Origin of the sequence: Ewingella americana, assembly GCF_006438725.1 — a bacterium.
In the GTDB taxonomy this organism is placed as follows: Bacteria; Pseudomonadota; Gammaproteobacteria; order Enterobacterales; family Enterobacteriaceae; genus Ewingella; species Ewingella americana_A.
The window spans coordinates 338,423-356,210 of the sequence record NZ_RCZD01000005.1 but is presented as its reverse complement, the minus strand read 5'-3'; the positions used below and the strand labels follow the sequence as shown (position 1 = coordinate 356,210).

General features: G+C 51.6%; 17 protein-coding genes. 4 read left to right on the top strand and 13 right to left on the bottom strand.

Annotated features, from left to right (window positions below; all coding sequences use genetic code 11):
* Positions 1–29 precede the first annotated feature (29 nt).
* Positions 30–1,073 (bottom strand): GMP reductase, encoded by a 1,044-nt coding sequence (locus EAH77_RS11695; protein WP_140472802.1) that lies wholly within the window; start codon positions 1,071–1,073, stop codon positions 30–32.
* A 263-nt stretch (positions 1,074–1,336) separates the two neighbouring features.
* Here EAH77_RS11695 and coaE point away from each other — a divergent pair, with 263 nt between their 5' ends.
* The 3 genes from coaE to yacG are packed head-to-tail and all read left to right on the top strand — an operon-like array spanning position 1,337 to position 2,920.
* A complete protein-coding gene (gene coaE / locus EAH77_RS11690) occupies positions 1,337–1,966 on the top strand; it encodes a dephospho-CoA kinase (protein ID WP_140472800.1) in 630 nt (209 codons plus the stop codon).
* Complete coding sequence (gene zapD, locus EAH77_RS11685; protein ID WP_140472798.1) at positions 1,959–2,711, top strand: cell division protein ZapD; 753 nt, start codon at positions 1,959–1,961, stop codon at positions 2,709–2,711. Before coaE ends, zapD begins: the two co-directional genes overlap by 8 nt.
* Before the next feature lie 8 nt (positions 2,712–2,719).
* Positions 2,720–2,920: a DNA gyrase inhibitor YacG gene (yacG, locus tag EAH77_RS11680; protein WP_140472796.1), complete on the top strand. Its 201-nt coding sequence runs from the start codon at positions 2,720–2,722 to the stop codon at positions 2,918–2,920.
* A gap of 74 nt (positions 2,921–2,994) precedes the next feature.
* On the opposite strand, the gene mutT is transcribed toward yacG, so the two are convergent.
* The 3 genes from mutT to secM form a co-directional block, all read right to left on the bottom strand.
* On the bottom strand, positions 2,995–3,396 hold the full coding sequence (mutT, locus tag EAH77_RS11675; RefSeq protein ID WP_140472794.1) for an 8-oxo-dGTP diphosphatase MutT: 402 nt from the start codon (positions 3,394–3,396) through the stop codon (positions 2,995–2,997).
* A gap of 91 nt (positions 3,397–3,487) precedes the next feature.
* Positions 3,488–6,211 (bottom strand): preprotein translocase subunit SecA, encoded by a 2,724-nt coding sequence (gene secA / locus EAH77_RS11670; RefSeq protein WP_140472792.1) that lies wholly within the window; start codon positions 6,209–6,211, stop codon positions 3,488–3,490.
* A 96-nt stretch (positions 6,212–6,307) separates the two neighbouring features.
* Positions 6,308–6,832 (bottom strand): secA translation cis-regulator SecM, encoded by a 525-nt coding sequence (gene secM / locus EAH77_RS11665; protein ID WP_140472791.1) that lies wholly within the window; start codon positions 6,830–6,832, stop codon positions 6,308–6,310.
* 26 nt (positions 6,833–6,858) lie between these two features.
* Here secM and EAH77_RS11660 point away from each other — a divergent pair, with 26 nt between their 5' ends.
* Complete coding sequence (locus EAH77_RS11660) at positions 6,859–7,383, top strand: DUF721 domain-containing protein (protein WP_140472789.1); 525 nt, start codon at positions 6,859–6,861, stop codon at positions 7,381–7,383.
* A 15-nt stretch (positions 7,384–7,398) separates the two neighbouring features.
* On the opposite strand, the gene lpxC is transcribed toward EAH77_RS11660, so the two are convergent.
* From lpxC to murD, 9 genes are all read right to left on the bottom strand, one after another.
* The gene (gene lpxC / locus EAH77_RS11655) at positions 7,399–8,316 is read right to left on the bottom strand and encodes a UDP-3-O-acyl-N-acetylglucosamine deacetylase (RefSeq protein WP_140472787.1); all 918 of its coding nucleotides are present in this window, start codon (positions 8,314–8,316) and stop codon (positions 7,399–7,401) included.
* A 105-nt stretch (positions 8,317–8,421) separates the two neighbouring features.
* Positions 8,422–9,576 (bottom strand): cell division protein FtsZ, encoded by a 1,155-nt coding sequence (ftsZ, locus tag EAH77_RS11650; protein WP_140472785.1) that lies wholly within the window; start codon positions 9,574–9,576, stop codon positions 8,422–8,424.
* 71 nt (positions 9,577–9,647) lie between these two features.
* Entirely contained in the window at positions 9,648–10,904 is a 1,257-nt protein-coding gene (gene ftsA, locus EAH77_RS11645) for a cell division protein FtsA (RefSeq protein WP_140472783.1), read from the bottom strand.
* Positions 10,901–11,737: a cell division protein FtsQ gene (gene ftsQ / locus EAH77_RS11640; RefSeq protein ID WP_140472781.1), complete on the bottom strand. Its 837-nt coding sequence runs from the start codon at positions 11,735–11,737 to the stop codon at positions 10,901–10,903. The genes ftsA and ftsQ overlap by 4 nt, the downstream gene beginning before the upstream one ends.
* Before the next feature lies 1 nt (position 11,738).
* Positions 11,739–12,659, bottom strand: coding sequence for a D-alanine--D-alanine ligase (locus EAH77_RS11635; protein WP_140472779.1), 921 nt, complete (start codon positions 12,657–12,659; stop codon positions 11,739–11,741).
* The gene (murC, locus tag EAH77_RS11630; RefSeq protein ID WP_140472777.1) at positions 12,652–14,127 is read right to left on the bottom strand and encodes a UDP-N-acetylmuramate--L-alanine ligase; all 1,476 of its coding nucleotides are present in this window, start codon (positions 14,125–14,127) and stop codon (positions 12,652–12,654) included. Before murC ends, EAH77_RS11635 begins: the two co-directional genes overlap by 8 nt.
* 77 nt (positions 14,128–14,204) lie before the next feature.
* Positions 14,205–15,272 carry an undecaprenyldiphospho-muramoylpentapeptide beta-N-acetylglucosaminyltransferase gene (murG, locus tag EAH77_RS11625; RefSeq protein WP_140472775.1) on the bottom strand — a complete coding sequence of 356 codons (1,068 nt, stop codon included), beginning with the start codon at positions 15,270–15,272 and terminating at the stop codon, positions 14,205–14,207.
* Positions 15,269–16,471: a cell division protein FtsW gene (gene ftsW, locus EAH77_RS11620; protein WP_140472773.1), complete on the bottom strand. Its 1,203-nt coding sequence runs from the start codon at positions 16,469–16,471 to the stop codon at positions 15,269–15,271. Before ftsW ends, murG begins: the two co-directional genes overlap by 4 nt.
* Entirely contained in the window at positions 16,471–17,787 is a 1,317-nt protein-coding gene (murD, locus tag EAH77_RS11615) for a UDP-N-acetylmuramoyl-L-alanine--D-glutamate ligase (protein ID WP_140472772.1), read from the bottom strand. The genes ftsW and murD overlap by 1 nt, the downstream gene beginning before the upstream one ends.
* Position 17,788 lies beyond the last annotated feature (1 nt).

Here is a 17,788-nt window from a genome sequence, read left to right as displayed (position 1 = left end):
GCCGCATGAAAGTAATTTAGAGGCGGTGATTAGTTGGAACCGAAAAGTCGGTTTTCCTGCTCGGCAACACGAATAAATGTTGTGCGTTTGGTCAGCTCTTTCAAACGTTCCGCACCGACATAGGTACAAGCGGAGCGTAACCCACCAAGGATATCGCGCACGGTATTTTCTACCGGGCCGCGCAGTGGCAACTTAACCGTTTTACCTTCGGCTGCACGGTATTCAGCAACGCCGCCGACGTGGCGCTTCATTGCTGATTCAGAGCTCATTCCGTAGAACAACATGAATTTCTCACCGCCTTCTTCAACGACTGTACCCTCACACTCATCGTGCGCAGCCAGCATACCGCCCAGCATCACGAAATCTGCGCCGCCACCAAAGGCCTTTGCCACGTCACCCGGCACTGCACAGCCACCATCGCTGACGATCTGTCCACCTAACCCATGAGCTGCGTCAGCGCATTCGATGACTGCTGATAGTTGCGGATAACCCACGCCAGTTTTAACGCGTGTGGTACAAACTGAACCCGGACCAATACCGACTTTGACAATATCGGCACCTGAAAGAATCAGTTCTTCGACCATTTCGCCCGTCACTACATTGCCAGCGCAGATGACTTTGTCAGGGCAAGCTTCACGGACGCGTTTCAGAAACGACACAAAGTGTTCCGAATATCCATTAGCAACATCAAGACACACAAATTTTAGCAGCGGCGAAAGAGCCAGGATTTGCTTCATTTTGACAAAATCAGCTTCGGAAGTGCCTGTCGATACCATCACATGACGCAGAACAGACTCGGTGGAAGCATCAACAAACGCCGTCCATTGCTCAACGCTGTAGTGTTTGTGAACCGCAGTCAGCACATCGAATGAAGCTAGCGCTTCAGCCATGCGAAAAGTACCGACAGTATCCATGTTTGCCGCAATGATGGGTGTACCGGACCATTTGAAACCGGAGTGTTTGAAGGTAAAGGTGCGCTCCAGCTCAACTTCGGAACGGCTTTTGAGGGTCGAACGTTTTGGTCTAATCAAAACGTCTTTAAAACCTAATTTCAAATCTTCTTCAATGCGCATGAGGTCATGTCCTGGGTTTGGCGAGAGTGAGGTAGTTCGTACCGACGTATCGCTGAGGTGTTAAACGGGGTTGTTTGGCACCCTTCCAGTGGTTTTATCATACGCATGAAAACCATAACGGCAAGACTGCTTTCATAACTTTAATCGCACCCCATCCGTCTGCACCGTTTGAAGCATTTCAGGCCAAAAGCGCGATGAGCACGGCTTGCACTTACTCATAATCTCTTTATCATTTACCTCAACTGTTATTATTGAGCACGCCAATGAGTTATGTCGTTGCATTGACCGGTGGTATCGGCAGTGGCAAGAGTACCGTGGCAGAAAGTTTTGCCCGCCATGGTGTCAGCATTGTTGACGCTGATGTAATTGCACGCCAGGTCGTTGAACCCGGCCAACCTGCACTTCATGATTTGGCGGTTCGATTGGGTCAACAGATTCTTCTGCCTGATGGCTCGCTAAATCGTGCCCTTTTGCGAGAGATTATCTTTAGCGACCCCACGGCTAAACAGTGGGTTAATCAACTTTTGCATCCGTTAATCCATGCAAAAACCCGGCAATTCATTGCCGCGGCTACAACACCTTACGTACTGTGGGTTGTGCCGTTGTTGATCGAAAATGGGTTACAGAAACAGGCTAATCGTGTGTTAGTGGTGGATGTTGATGAACAAACGCAGCTTGCCAGAACCATGCTGCGTGACGGCGTGGATCGCCAGCAGGCAGAACGAATTCTCTGCGCTCAGGTAAGCCGCCAACAGCGCTTAGCCTGCGCAGATGACATTATTGATAACAACGGTGGTGCCGAGACGATCGAACCGCGTGTTGCTTCATTACATAGCCGTTATCTGGAATTAGCGGCTTCAGCGACCCGACAGGATATTGACAAGAATGAGTGATGTAGTAACTACCGTTCTCTTTGAACATCCTTTGAATGAAAAAATGCGCACCTGGCTGAGGATCGAGTTTTTGTTGCAGCAAATGCATACAAATACTCAGATCACTTCAATTTCTTCTGCCCTGATTTTCTTTCGTACGGCATCTGACCTATTAGATGTACTTGAACGCGGCGAAGTACGGACAGATTTGCTGAAAGAGCTCGAGCGTCAGCAGCAGAAACTCTCTCAATGGGAAGATGTGCCCGGTGTTGATGCCTCACGTATCGATTCACTGCGAGGCGATCTAAAACAGACAGCCGCCGTGTTGATGAAAGCCCCGCGTATCGGTCAGGCTTTGCGGGAAGATCGTCTAATGGCTCTGGTACGCCAGCGTTTGAGTATCCCCGGTGGCTGTTGCAGTTTTGATCTGCCTACTTTGCATATATGGCTGCATCTATCACAAACACAGCGTGACAACGATGTGCAAGGCTGGCTGGTCACATTGGACCCGTTGCATCATGCACTGACATTGGTACTGGGTTTGATCCGGCAATCAGGCGTATTCCGTAATCAGATTAGCCTGAATGGATTTTTTCAGGAAAATGCCGGAGGCGCAGACTTGCTAAGAATGCGTATCACACTGGAAAATCAACTTTATCCGCAAGTATCTGGTCATAAAACCCGTTATGCCATCCGCTTTTTACCGCTAGACAGTGAGCGCGGTCAGGTGCCAGCCAGACTGACTTTTGAACTAGCCTGTTGTTAGGAGTAACAATGGATCCCGAAATTATTGTTGTAAAATGTCCAACCTGCGGCAAATCAGTAGTCTGGGGTGCCCAGAGTCCTTATCGTCCTTTTTGCTGTAAACGCTGCCAGTTGATTGATCTTGGCGAATGGGCAGACGAAGAGAAACGGATCCCAAGTAAAGGGGAGATCAACGATTTGGATGACTGGAGTGAAGAAGACCTCCGTTAATGACCAGTCAAACACCAGAAATAAAAAAGGGCCTGAGGCCCTTTTTTATTGATATCGATAATGAGCGAATCACGTTAAATTTCGCCACTGATTAACGCTTGCACTATCGATTCATTAGCCGGTGGAAACTCCGCCGGGTTTAGCGCTGACTGAGCTAACCAACGCATAGGCTGCCCCTCTTTACCGTAAGGTTCCCCTTGCCATTTCTCGACCAGATGGAAATGCAGAGTGATCACCCGATCCGGGAAAATGTGCTCAAGGCTTTTAATCAGCACCGGTTGCTCGGCCACAATCCCCGTTTCCTCTTGCAGTTCACGGACTACCGCTTCGTAAGGTGTTTCACCTACTTCAACTTTACCGCCCGGAAACTCCCAAAAACCCGCCATATGCGATGAAACATCACGCTGCGTGATAAAGATTTCATTTTGCGAATTACGAATAATACCCACCGAAATAGTGATTTTTTTCAGCGTCATTATATCTATCCTTACAACATAACTGATTTGGAAAAAACAAAGGGCGGTGATTAGCCGCCCTTCAATTTCATACACAGAACAAAGCTGCAGCTTACTTCTGCAGGCGGCCGTGGCACTGCTTGTATTTCTTACCCGAGCCACACGGACAAGGGTCATTGCGCCCTACTTTGCGATCACCTTGTGAACCGGAGGCCAGACGCTCTGCTTCTTCAACTTCCAGGGAAGTCTGGTTCTGATGGCTGAGTTGCTGCTGACGAGCCAAACGTTCAGCTTCTTCACGGCGCTGCTCTTCCATTACCTCCACGTCTTCAGGCATACGCACCTGAACCTTGCTCAGTACACTAACCACTTCATATTTAAGTGATTCCAGCATAGAAGCAAACATGGCGAAAGACTCACGTTTGTACTCTTGCTTTGGATCTTTCTGCGCATAACCACGTAAGTGAATACCCTGACGCAGGTAATCCATAGCCGCAAGATGCTCTTTCCACAATGAATCCAGCGTTTGCAACATCACACCTTTTTCAAAGTTACGCATCATTTCAATGCCAACCACTTCTTCTTTACGGGCATAGGAATCCAAAGCATTTTGCAGGATACGCTCGCGCAGAGTTTCTTCATGCAGTTCTGGTTCTTTGTCCAGCCACTCGGCAATCGGCATCTCCAGTTCAAAGTCATTTTTCAGACGCTGTTCCAGCCCTGCCACATCCCACATTTCTTCCAGGGACTGCGGCTGAATATAGCTGTCGATAGTGGTTTTGAACACATCTTCACGGATACTGCGAATGGTTTCACTCACGTCAGACACGTCGAGCAACTCATTACGCTGGCTATAAATAGCCCGACGCTGATCGCTCGCAACATCATCATATTCAAGCAATTGCTTACGAATATCAAAGTTACGGCTTTCCACTTTACGCTGCGCGTTGGCAATCGCTTTGGTGACCCAAGGATGCTCAATCGCTTCACCAGGTTTCATGCCCAGTTTACGCATCATGCCAGTCACGCGGTCTGATGCGAAGATACGCATCAGGGCATCTTCCATTGACAAGTAGAAGCGTGAAGAACCTGCATCACCCTGACGACCGGCACGACCACGAAGCTGGTTATCAATACGGCGAGATTCATGACGCTCAGTACCAATGATGTGCAAACCACCCGATGCCAGAACGGCGTCGTGGCGAATCTGCCAGGCAGCTTTAATCTCAGCTTTTTGTTCGTCGGTCACTTCTTCGCCCAGGTTTTCAATCTCAACCTGCCAGCTACCGCCCAACACGATATCGGTACCACGACCGGCCATGTTGGTAGCAATGGTCACCGCACTTGGCTGACCTGCCTGGGAAACGATTTCGGCTTCTTTGGCGTGGAACTTGGCGTTCAGTACGCTGTGCGCAATACCGGCTTTATCGAGTTCACGCGAAACAACTTCAGATTTTTCTATCGAAATAGTACCAACCAGCACCGGTTGACCGTTAGCTGTACGCTCGCGGATATCTTCAATGATAGCGCCGATTTTTTCCATTTCAGTCATGTAGACCAGATCGGGTAAATCTTTACGCACCATGGGGCGGTTAGTTGGAACAACGATGGTATCGAGTTTGTAAATGGAACTGAATTCGAACGCTTCGGTATCGGCGGTACCTGTCATACCGGCCAATTTTTCGTACAGACGGAAGTAGTTCTGGAAGGTGATAGATGCCAGCGTCTGGTTTTCGTTTTGAATATCAACGCCTTCTTTGGCTTCAACGGCCTGATGCAGACCATCTGACCAGCGACGCCCCTGCATGGTACGGCCAGTGTGCTCATCGACAATAATGACTTCACCATCTTTTACGATGTAGTCAACGTCAAGGGTGAACAGTACGTGAGCACGCAATGCAGCGGTAACATGGTGCATAAGCATAATGTTTGACGGGGAATACAGGGATTCGCCATCGTCCATAATGCCCGCTTCCATCAGCAGCTCTTCGATCAATACCAGACCACGTTCGGTCAGATGAACCTGACGCGCTTTTTCATCCACCGAGAAGTGACCTTCACCCTGGAAGGTTTCCGTATCTTCTTTTTCCTGGCGAATCAGCTGTGGGATCAGTTTGTTAACGCGTACATACATCTCGGAGCTATCTTCAGCCGGACCAGAAATGATCAGCGGTGTACGTGCTTCATCGATCAGGATGGAGTCAACTTCATCGACCAATGCGTAGTTCAATTTACGTTGTACGCGCTCTTCCGGGCTGAACGCCATGTTGTCACGCAGGTAGTCAAAACCGTATTCGTTGTTGGTACCGTAAGTGATGTCAGCGGCATAGGCGGCACGCTTGGCAGGCGCTGGCATGTTCGGCAAGTTGATACCAATGCTCAACCCGAGGAATTCAAACAGGCCGCGGTTGTTTTCGGCATCACGCTGGGCCAGATAATCGTTCACGGTCACAACGTGCACACCCTTTCCGCTCAGGGCGTTGAGATAAGCTGGCAGGGTCGCGGTCAGGGTTTTACCTTCACCGGTACGCATTTCTGCGATGCAACGTTCGTTGAGCACCATACCGCCAAGCAGCTGCACGTCAAAGTGGCGCATCCCAAACACACGCTTACTCGACTCACGGACAACAGCAAAGGCTTCCGGGATCAGGTTCTCAAGAATCTCGCCTTTTGCCAAACGCGCGCGGAATTCATCCGTCTTCGCTCTTAACTGATCATCAGTCAGTTGCTGGATTTCAGGTTCCAAACGGTTGATGAGATCGACCACTTTGCGCATGCGGCGCAGGGTACGATCGTTACGGCTACCAAAAACTTTGGTCAATAATTTAATTAACATAGTGCTTAATGTCTCTTTGAGACCACGTGAAGCGGCCACTGTTTTGTTGATTTATTGATAGAACCACAAGGTAAAAATCTGTGAAATCAGAGGGGGTTAACTCAAAGACAATGGACCGGCACGAATGCCTTGCACCTGAGCCAGCCATAGACCGGGTTGATGCTGATGGGTAGAAAGGATCTGCGGTTGTTGCGTCTGACGGATAATAACTGGGGGTTTTGACTCATGCGTCAATAATGCGTTGAGGGTCACCAGCAATGCCAGTTGCTGCACGTGAAGCGGTTCGGCTTCCTCAATGATAATCTCAGGAGCTGCGGTATACACTGCCTGCGGGGCCAGGGCAAAAGAAAGGTGGCGAATTACGGTGCGAAGCGCATGCTGTTGCCAGTAATCGACCCCAAAAGCAGGCCGGCGATGTGCCTGGAGCAGAGCGAGATTCGTCAGCCCTGTACTCCCGATGCTTAGCCGGTTTAAACTTGAAGACGTATTCGGTACTGCTGCCAGTTCCGTTTGCGTCAGGTTTGTGGACACGCCGAGGCTTGCCGCGACCATCCCCAACAGGAGATGCGGCCAAAAATACCTTCTGCCAAATTGTCGCCAACGATTTAGAATACCAATCACAAGTTTACAATCCGCCGGAGCCGGTCATGCGCGATAGTCGCCCACAATTATTAGATGTCCTGTTCGACGATGCCTCTTCAGCGGACAAAAGCCCGCTGCGACTGGTTCAGCAACGTGCTGCGGCATTGTTAAAACTTAACCGCGCCGTGAAGGGCTTGTTACCTGCGCCCATGAAACCATGGTGCCGCGTCGGTAATTATCGACAAGGTGTTTTAGTGCTGGAGATAGCAAACGCCAGTTGGATGATGCGGCTACGCTATGAACAACCCGCACTCCTCTCTGCACTTCGAGCGCAAATTCTACCATCATTGTCATCAATCGACATCAGGATTAATCCTTCCCTGATGGTGAAAGTGGAAAATGCGTCGCAGTTTAAGGATCAGACAAGCACCACAGCGTGCGGTGAGAAACCGTTCAGGCAGCTGAGTGCAGAAAGTGCGCAGGAATTAATGTTATTAGCGAGCCGAAGCCCAGAGAAACTTAGAAAGGCATTAGAACGACTGGCTGGGTTGGCCGGAGAGAGTGCCAAACCAACCAGTCGTAATAAATAATGATATCAATACCGATTATGCCAATACTGTGGAAGGGGCTTTGAATGCCAAAGGCATTTCAGCTTCATCCTGGAAGGTAACTAATTCCCAGGCTTCCTGCTTAGCCAGCACCGCTTGCAGTAACTTGTTGTTCAATGCATGACCAGATTTGAATGCGGTAAACGCACCAATGATGTTATGCCCACACATGAACAGATCGCCGATAGCATCCAGCATTTTGTGACGAACGAATTCATCTTCAAAACGCAGGCCATCTTCGTTAAGCACGCGGTAATCATCCACAACAATTGCACAATCAAAGCTGCCACCCAGGCACAAACCACGTGACTGCAGATACTCGATATCACGCATAAAACCGAAAGTACGTGCGCGGCTGATTTGGCGAACAAATGCTTCTGCGGAGAAATTCATCTTGTAACGCTGAGAACTGGCATCGATCGCCGGGTGATTGAAGTCGATAGTGAAATCCAGAGAGAAACCATTGAATGGCGTAAACTCGGCCCACTTATCACCGTCTTCAACACGAACCGTTTGCTTGATGCGCAAGAATTTCTTGGCGCAATTCAGTTCTTCAATCCCTGCATCCATCAACAGATAGACGAAAGGCGCTGCGCTACCGTCCATAATCGGCACTTCTGGCGCATCAACTTCGATAACGATGTTATCGATGCCTAAACCGGCCAGGGCCGCATTAAGGTGCTCTACCGTAGAAATACGCACGTCATGCTCATTGACCAGGCAAGTACAGAGCATGGTATCACGCACGGATTTTGCATCTGCCGGGAAATCGACCGGTGGATTCAAGTCAGTGCGACGATAGATGACCCCGGTATTGGCCGGTGCAGGACGCAGAGTCAGAGTGACTTTCTTGCCGGTATGTAAACCGACACCCGTCGCCTGAACGATACGTTTTAATGTACGTTGTTTGATCATCGTTTTTATCTCGCAATGTTATCCATCTATCCTACCAACCTCTTAATACTACATTAAGGTTGGTGGGACAGTTTAGCACAAAGAGCGGAGACCCTACAATTCGGACTAGTCTGCCTGCTTACGCAGGAAGGCTGGGATGTCCAGATAGTCGGGCTCTTTGTTTGATTGCGTGTTCGGATCATTAACCACCTTCGCTGCGGGTTTAGTTTCCTGCGGCAGAGGCGACAACCCGTGCTGCTGATAACGATGATCCATCACTGGCTGGCTGGCTGGCTTGTTAGTCACCAAAGTGATCTCTGGACGTTTATCCATGCCAATGCCTGTTGCCACCACGGTGACACGCAGTTCGTCATTCATTTCCGGATCAAGCGACGTACCGATAACCACGGTAGCGTTGTCAGAAGCAAAGGCACGAATAGTGTTACCCACGGTTTCAAACTCATCCAAACGTAAGTCGAAACCGGCGGTGATGTTGACCAGCACGCCACGGGCACCGGACAAATCGATGTCTTCCAACAGTGGGCTGGAAATGGCCATTTCTGCCGCTTCTTCCGCACGGTCTTCACCACATGCCACACCGGAACCCATCATGGCATAACCCATTTCGGACATTACGGTACGCACATCAGCAAAGTCGACGTTCATCAGACCAGGGCGGGTGATCAGTTCTGCAATCCCCTGCACTGCGCCTTTGAGGACGTCATTGGCCGCACCGAAGGCGTCCAACAGAGAAATGCCACGACCCAACACTTTCAACAACTTGTCGTTAGGAATGGTGATCAAGGAGTCAACGTGTTTGGACAGCTCAGCGATACCCTGCTCCGCGAAAGCCATACGTTTTTTGCCTTCAAAATTGAAAGGCTTAGTCACGACAGCAACGGTCAGAATACCCAATTCTTTTGCTACTTCAGCAACCACTGGCGCTGCACCGGTACCGGTACCGCCGCCCATGCCTGCAGCGATAAAGACCATGTCCGCGCCTTCGAGAGCGGCACGCAGCGCTTCACGGTCTTCTTCAGCAGAATTGCGACCGACTTCAGGGTTTGCACCAGCACCCAGTCCCTTGGTAATACCGCTACCAATCTGGATAGTCTGGCCTACTGCTGTTTTACGCAACGCCTGTGCGTCGGTGTTAACAGCGAAGAATTCAACACCTTCGATGCGCTCACGCACCATGTGCTCGACGGCATTGCCACCGCCACCGCCGACGCCGATGACTTTAATCACCGCGTCGTTGGTCAGTTCCATAGGTTCAAACATAGTTTCTCTCCGTTTTGTGCCTGTCGCTTCGGGATCATAATAAGTGACAACATGATCCCGTTGTTAAAACATTAAAACTCTTTTCTCAACCAGCTGCTGATTCGTTTGAACCAGTTGCCCACTGAGGCGCGTTTTTCCACTTCTGACTCACCACTGAGGTGAGACTCTTTTCCATAGTGCAGCAGCCCTACAGCAGTTGAGTAGTAAGGTTCCTGCGCATAATCTGTCAGCCCGGTGATGTTCAGCGGTTGTCCGATACGCACCTGGGTATGGAATACCCGCTGCGCACAGGCTGCCAGACCATCAATTTGTGCTGCGCCGCCCGTCAATACTATTCCGGCGGCCAGATGATGTTTTACGCCTTGCTGACGTAACTGCTCCTGCAATTGCAAAATCTCATCATTGACTAAATTCAGCAATTCTGTGTAGCGCGGCTCGATAACTTCGGCCAGAGTCTGACGTTGCAGACTGCGCGGTGGTCGCCCACCCACGCTTGGCACTTCGACGTTTTCGTCTTTACCCACCATCGCGCCCAACGCACAACCGTGTCGTACTTTAATCGCTTCGGCGTCAGTCGGCGGTGTACCAAATGCGTAGGCGATATCACTGGTCACAACGTTACCCGCATAAGGTATAACTTTAGTATGACGCAGCGCTCCGCCGGTATAAACAGCGATATCCATGGTTCCACCGCCAATATCGACGACACAGACACCCAATTCACGTTCATCTTCAGTCAAAACCGCGTAACTGGCTGCCAGACCTGCAAAAATAAGCTGGTCAACTTTCAAACCACAGCGTTCAACGGCTTTAACGATGTTCTTCGCCATATCATTGTGGCAGGTGATCAAATGGACCTTAGCCTGCATACGCACGCCGGAAAGTCCGACTGGATTTTTGATCCCTTCCTGATAATCGATGGCATATTCCTGCGGAATCACGTGTAACACACGGTGCTCATCACGAACGCGAACCGATTTAGCGGTATGCACTACGTTCTCTACATCTTCCTGTGTTACTTCCTCTTCTGAAATAGGAACCATCCCTATTTCATTCTGACAACTGATATGTTTACCAGACAAAGCAAGGTAAACAGAGGAAATTTGGCAATCTGCCATTAATTCTGCCTGATCAATGGCGCGCTGTACGCATTTCACCACTGATTCAAGGTCATTCACGCCGCCTTTATCCATGCCGCGCGATGGGCAACTTCCCACGCCAATAATATTGACCATGCCATCGGGCAGAACTTCCCCTACCAATGCGGCGACCTTCGCCGTACCGATCTCCAGCCCAACTACCAGTTTTCTGTCCGTCGACTTGATCATTGTTGTTTAGCCTGTGCCTGATTCTGTTGCTGATTACTGTTTTGCTGATCGATAAACTCTGGGGCCCAGCCTACTGACGCACCGGTGTCGTAACGTAAATCGACATAACTGATGCGTTTTTTATCGGTGTCGGCCTGTTGCTGGAACTTCGGATAAAGTTCGATAAAACGTTGCAAACGCCCCATTCGATCGTCTCTTCCCAATTCCAGGCGGATATCGCTATCCAGAGTGACTTGCCAAGAGTGACGCGCACTCATTGCCACAGCTTTCAACGAGAACTTAGCGGCAGAAAGCGTCTGGCTCATCGTTTGAAAGCCTTGCAAAACATCTTGTTCGCTGCCTTCCGGACCATAAAGCAACGGCATCTTCTGTTTGACTACTCGTTCGGCAGGTATGCTGAATGATTTGCCGTCAGCATCGACCATGTGCAAATCATTCCAATGTGCGACCGGCACATACTCCACCAAATGGATCTTCAACTCGTTCGGCCATTGCTTACGTACGCTGACCTGTTTTATCCAGGGTAAACGCTCAATCTGCTGCTGAATGACGTTTACATCCTGCGTCATGAACGTACCCGGCGAACCTAAAGCCAGAATAGCCTGACGAATATCATCGTTAGTGGTGTAATGACGTTCTCCTGTCACCACCAGTTGGGACAACGGCAATCGGTTTGCGTCCTGCATCCAGCCAATTACTGCCCATACACTCCATAAAATGGTTCCCAGCACCATCAGCAGGAAAATGACACCCGCCAATTGGCTGCCATTGCTGCGACGACCATTTTTCTCCGTCGTCTCGCGCTCTCGTGCATTCAGGGCCGCTTGAGACATATCAGTCGGCCAGCTCCAGAATACGGGCGACCAGCTGCGGGAAACTTAACCCGAACTGTTTTGCCGCCATCGGCACCAGACTGTGGCTGGTCATGCCCGGCGAGGTATTCGCCTCGAGCAGATTGAAGCCACCGTCACGGTCTTGCATCACATCAATCCGGCCCCAGCCGCTGCAATCCAGCGCACGATAAGCCTGCAGTACCAACTCTGCGAGCGTGTTTTCCTGTTCAACGGTTAAACCGCTCGGGCAAAAATATTGTGTTTCATCAGAAAAATACTTTGCCTGATAGTCATAAAAAGACCCGACAGGCTGAATGCGGATTGAAGGCAACACCTGATCCCCCAACACCGCTACGGCATACTCTGGGCCACTCAACCATTGTTCAATCAGTACATTATCGTCATGAACGAAGCCTTCCTGTAATGCAGGAAGCAAGGCTTCAGGCGTGGTGACTTTGCTCATACCAACGCTGGAGCCTTCACGGCTTGGTTTAACGATAAGCGGCAGACCCAGAGCTGAAATCTTCTCGGCCAAAGCGCCCTGCCCTACTTCACCAAGCTGTTTTTTATTCACTAAAACGAAAGGTGCAATCGGTAATCCCAGCGCCTGCCACACCAATTTGGTACGAAATTTGTCCATCGCCAGTGCCGAAGCCATTACGCCGCTGCCGGTATAAGGCAGGCCCAGGTGTTCCAACGTGCCCTGCAAGGTGCCGTCTTCGCCACCGCGGCCATGTAACGCAATAAAGACCTTGTCGAAACCTTCGTCTTTAAGGCGGGTGACCGCGAAGGTTTTGGTATCAACTGCATGGGCGTCAATACCTGACTCTCTCAGGCCTGCCAGCACGGCAGCGCCAGAATTCAATGACACATCACGCTCTGCGGAAGTACCGCCAAATAACACTGCAACTTTCTCAGACATGATGTTCTTCACCTTTCTTCACCGGCTGTAATTTCTGATCAGCCAATTTTCGGGCAACTTTGCCGATGTTGCCGGCGCCCTGAACCATAACCAGATCTCCACCCTCAAGGATCTGCGCCAGGCTTTCCGGCACGGTATCCATGTCCGAGACCAAAATAGGGTCCAGCTTACCGCGGGCACGAATAGTGCGGCACAGGGAACGACTGTCAGCTCCCGGGATTGGCGTTTCGCCAGCGGGATAGACATCTAACATGATCAGCACATCAACTTGTGAAAGCACGTTGGCAAAATCATCGTATAAATCACGGGTGCGGGTGTAACGGTGTGGCTGGAAAATCATCACCAAACGTTTGTCCGGCCAGCCAGCACGTGCTGCTTTAATGGTTGCATCCACTTCTGTCGGATGATGACCGTAGTCATCCACCAGCATAGCGCTACCGCTTTTCGCGTTAACGTTCTCAAGCGAATATTCGCCGAGGAAATCAAACCGCCGTCCGGTTCCCTGAAAGCCTGCCAGCGCACGTAAAATCGCATCATCTTCAATGCCTGCATCCGTCGCTACAGCGACAGCTGCTGCGGCGTTCAGGGCGTTGTGGCGGCCCGGTGCATTAAGCGTGACGCTTATCAGTGGTTTGTCCTGACGGCGAATGGTGAAATGCCCCTGCGCGCCATCCTGACGGTAACTTTCTATAAACACATCGGCATCTTCACTGAAGCCATAAGTGGTGATATGGCGACCGACACGCGGCAACAGTTCGCGAATCACCGGATCATCGATACACATTACTGCACGGCCATAAAATGGCAGGTTGTGCAGAAAGTTGATGAAGGTCTGTTTCAGGATCTCGAAGTCGCCCTGATAGGTATCCATGTGATCCGCTTCGATGTTGGTCACAATCGCCACCATCGGTTGCAGATGCAGGAAAGACGCATCGCTTTCATCTGCTTCAGCAATCAGGAAGCGGCTCGACCCCAGCCGCGCATGTGTGCCAGCAGCTTTCACCAAACCGCCGTTCACGAAGGTCGGATCCAGACCGGCCTCAGCATAAATACTGGTCACCATCGCTGTGGTCGTGGTTTTACCGTGCGTACCTGCCACGGCGATGCCATGACGAAAACGCATCAGTTCGGCCAGCATTTCGGCACGACGGATAACCGGGATACGGGCTTCGCGCGCTGCAACGATCTCCGGGTTATCGGCAGCAATTGCCGTCGACACCACCACCACGCTGGCATCCAGCACATTCTCCGGGCGGTGATTGAAATAAATCTGCGCGCCCAGCGCGGTCAGTTGTTGCGTAACGGCATTCGGTGCCAGGTCGGAGCCACTAATCTGATAGCCTTCATTTGCCAACACTTCGGCGATACCACCCATGCCGGCACCACCGATGCCAACAAAGTGAATGTGCCGGACGCGATGCATCTCGGGCACGAAGGTACGCAGTTTCGCCAATTGTTGTGTATTCACGTTTTTATTCACTATTTTCAGTTACTGATTAATCCGATGCTTACGGCTCAGGCCGTGATAGTTCGGCCCGTTCATATTTATTTTTTACTGGCTGCAACGACTTCAGCAGCCACACGCTCGGTGGCGTCTGGGATGGCCACCGCACGCGCTGCATGTGCCATCTCAAGCAGATGAGTTCGGTCCCAGCCCGCCATGGCATCGGCAACGGCGGCGGCACTGAAATTCACCTGTTCAATAATTTTTGCGGCACCGGCTTTTTCCAGCGGCAACGCGTTCCAGTACTGTTGTCTGTCTTTATGCTGGAAAGGCACAAAGATCGCAGGCAATCCGGCGGCGGCAATTTCACTGACCGTCAAAGCACCTGAACGGCAAACCACCACGTCGGCCCAGGCATACGCCTCTGCCATATCATCGATAAACTCGGTGACTCTATGCTGTGTCTGATCGCCCTTGGCATAGGCTTGATTCACTGACTCCAGCGCACCTTTACCGACCTGATGCCAGAGGGTAATTTTGTCGCCCATCAGCGCGGCCAACTCAGGCATGCTCTGATTGAGTACTCGCGCCCCCTGACTGCCACCGATCACTAACACACGAATCGGCCCCTGTCGGCCAGCAAAGCGCACTTCTGGCAGCGGCAACGCTAATACGTCGGTACGGACCGGATTCCCCACCACTTGCGCATTGGGAAAAGCACCAGGGAAAGCCTGTAATACGGTTTTGGCAATGCGTGACAGCCAGCGGTTAGTCAGCCCGGCAATACCATTTTGCTCGTGCAGCACCACAGGAATACCGCATGACCACGCTGCCAGCCCGCCCGGGCCGGAAACATAACCGCCCATCCCCAGCACCACATCCGGCTGGAAACGACGCATGATGGTTTTCGCCTGACGCCACGCATGATAGATGCGAAGCGGTGCGGTGAGTTGCGCTTTCAGACCTTTTCCACGCAGACCGGATATCTGAATGAAGTCAATCTCAATGCCGTTCTTAGGCACCAGATCCGCTTCCATTCTGTCTGCTGTGCCTAACCAACGCACTTCCCAGCCTTGCGCCATCAAATGATGTGCAACAGCCAAACCGGGGAACACGTGCCCGCCGGTGCCGCCAGCCATCACCATTAAACGCTTGGTCTCGCCACTCATCGGGCACTCCTTACAAACGCCTGGGCTTTTGCCAGACGCGTTTCGAAATCAACTCGCAGCAACAGCACAATGGCTGTCGACATAATAATCAGGCTCGAACCGCCGTAACTTATCAGCGGCAGCGTCAGACCTTTAGTCGGTAACATCCCCGCAGCAGCGCCGACGTTGACCAGTGCCTGGAAACTAAACCACACACCAATCGAGCAGGCCAAAAAGCCGGAAAAGCGCTGATCAAGCTCCAGCGCACGTCGGCCGATGGACATAGCACGAAAAGCGACGAAGAATACCATTAACAGGGCGAGTACCACACCGAAATACCCCAATTCTTCGCCTAAAATAGAGAAGATAAAGTCAGTGTGTGCCTCGGGCAAATACTCGAGCTTTTGCACCGAGTTACCCAGGCCCTGGCCCCAAAACTCACCGCGCCCAAATGCCATCAGGGACTGGGTTAATTGATAGCCACTGCCGAAGGGATCCGCCCACGGATTCCAGAACGATGTCACGCGACGCATACGGTAAGGCTCCGCCACGATAAGCAGGACCACCGCGAAAGCACCGGAGCCGATAATCGCCAGAAACTGCCACATTTTTGCACCCGCCAGAAACAGCATGGCGAGTGTGGTGATAAACAGCACCACCACCGTACCGAGGTCAGGCTGTGCCAACAGCAGAACCGCCAGAATCACCATCACGCCCATCGGTTTACAGAAGCCCCAGAAGTTGCTGCGAACTTCTTCAACCTTACGCACCAGATAACTGGCCAAATAACAAAACAGCGACAGCTTGGAAAACTCGGCCGGCTGAATACGCAGCGGCCCGAAGGAGATCCAGCGGGATGCACCGTTAACCGAGCTCCCCACCACCAGCACCACCAGCAACATCACGATGGAGATCAGCAGCAGAATATTGCTGTAACGCTGCCAGACGATCATTGGCACCCGCAGCGTCACCAGTGACATACCAAAAGCCAGCCCGAGATAAATCGCATCACGTTTGGCAAACAGGAAAGGGTCATCTGCCAGACGCTGCCCGATTGGCATAGAGGCGGACGTCACCATCACAAACCCGATAATTGCCAGCCCAAAGGTCAGCCACAACAACGTTCGGTCGTAGAGCACCAGCGTGACGGCGTCGTTATCTTTAACGCCCATCACCCAATCGTTGAATTTGCCAATCAGGCCCAGTCCGGGAATGCGCATCAGCCAAGCTCCTTAGCCAAGGCTGCAAAAACGTCGCCACGTTGCTCAAAACTGCGGAATTGGTCGAGACTGGCACAGGCCGGAGACAACAGCACCAAATCGCCTGCAGTGATGCGGCCGCTGATATCACGCATGGCTTGTTCCATCGTTTCAAAGGTCGATGAAACTTCAGGACGCAGTTCTGCCAACTCGCCACCGTCACGACCAAAACAGTAAATCCGAATGTTGTCACCTTGTAGGTAACGCGCCAGCGGAGAGAAATCGGCAGATTTCCCATCACCGCCCAGTAACAAATGCAGCGTTCCGTCAACCTGAATGCCGTTGAGTGCGGCTTCGGTGCTGCCTACATTGGTGGCTTTGGAATCGTTAATCCAGCGTACGCCATTGTGCTGCCACGCCGTCTGATAGCGGTGTGCCAGACCGGTAAAATGAGTGAGTGCTTGCAAACTTGATGACTGAGGAATACCGACAGCATCGGCCAGCGCCAGTGCAGCCAACGCGTTGGTGTAATTGTGGCGGCCCGTTAATGGCATCTCTTTGGTATTCAGGACCTTCTCGCCGCGCACGCGCAGCCAGATATCGTTTTGCTGGCGGGTCAGGTGGTAATCGCCCACGTCTACGCCGAAGCTGACGCAGCGCTTATCTGCTCCGCGTACAGGCATCGTGAGAGCATCATCCGCATTGACTACGCACAGTTTGGCGTTCTCATAGACTTTCAGTTTGGCCGCACGGTACTGCTGCAAGCCGAACGGATAGCGATCCATATGATCTTCGGTCACGTTCAAAATAGTGGCAGCGGCTGCGTGCAGACTGTGTGTTGTTTCAAGCTGGAAGCTGGACAACTCCAGGACAAACAGCTGGTACTCTTGATCAAGCATGGTCAGAACCGGCAAACCAATGTTGCCACCGACGCCAACTTTCCAGCCTGCAGCTTTTGCCATCTCGCCGACCAGTGTGGTGACGGTACTTTTACCGTTTGAGCCAGTGATCGCTACGATCGGTGTCTGCACTTCGCGGCAAAACAATTCGATATCACCCACGACTTCCACACCGGCTTCGGCAGCTGCGCTCAATGCCGGCGTCGCCAGCGCCATTCCCGGACTGGCAACGATCAAATCAGCATCCAGCAGCCACTCTTCGTTCAATGAACCAAGATGACGCTCAATGCTGTCCGCCAGTTTGTCCAGACCCGGCGGGCTGACGCGGGTATCAATAACGCGCGGCGTTACGCCACGCGCCATAAAGAAATCAACACAGGAAAGCCCGGTCAGGCCCAACCCGATAATGACGACTTTTTTACCCAGATAGTCAGCCATA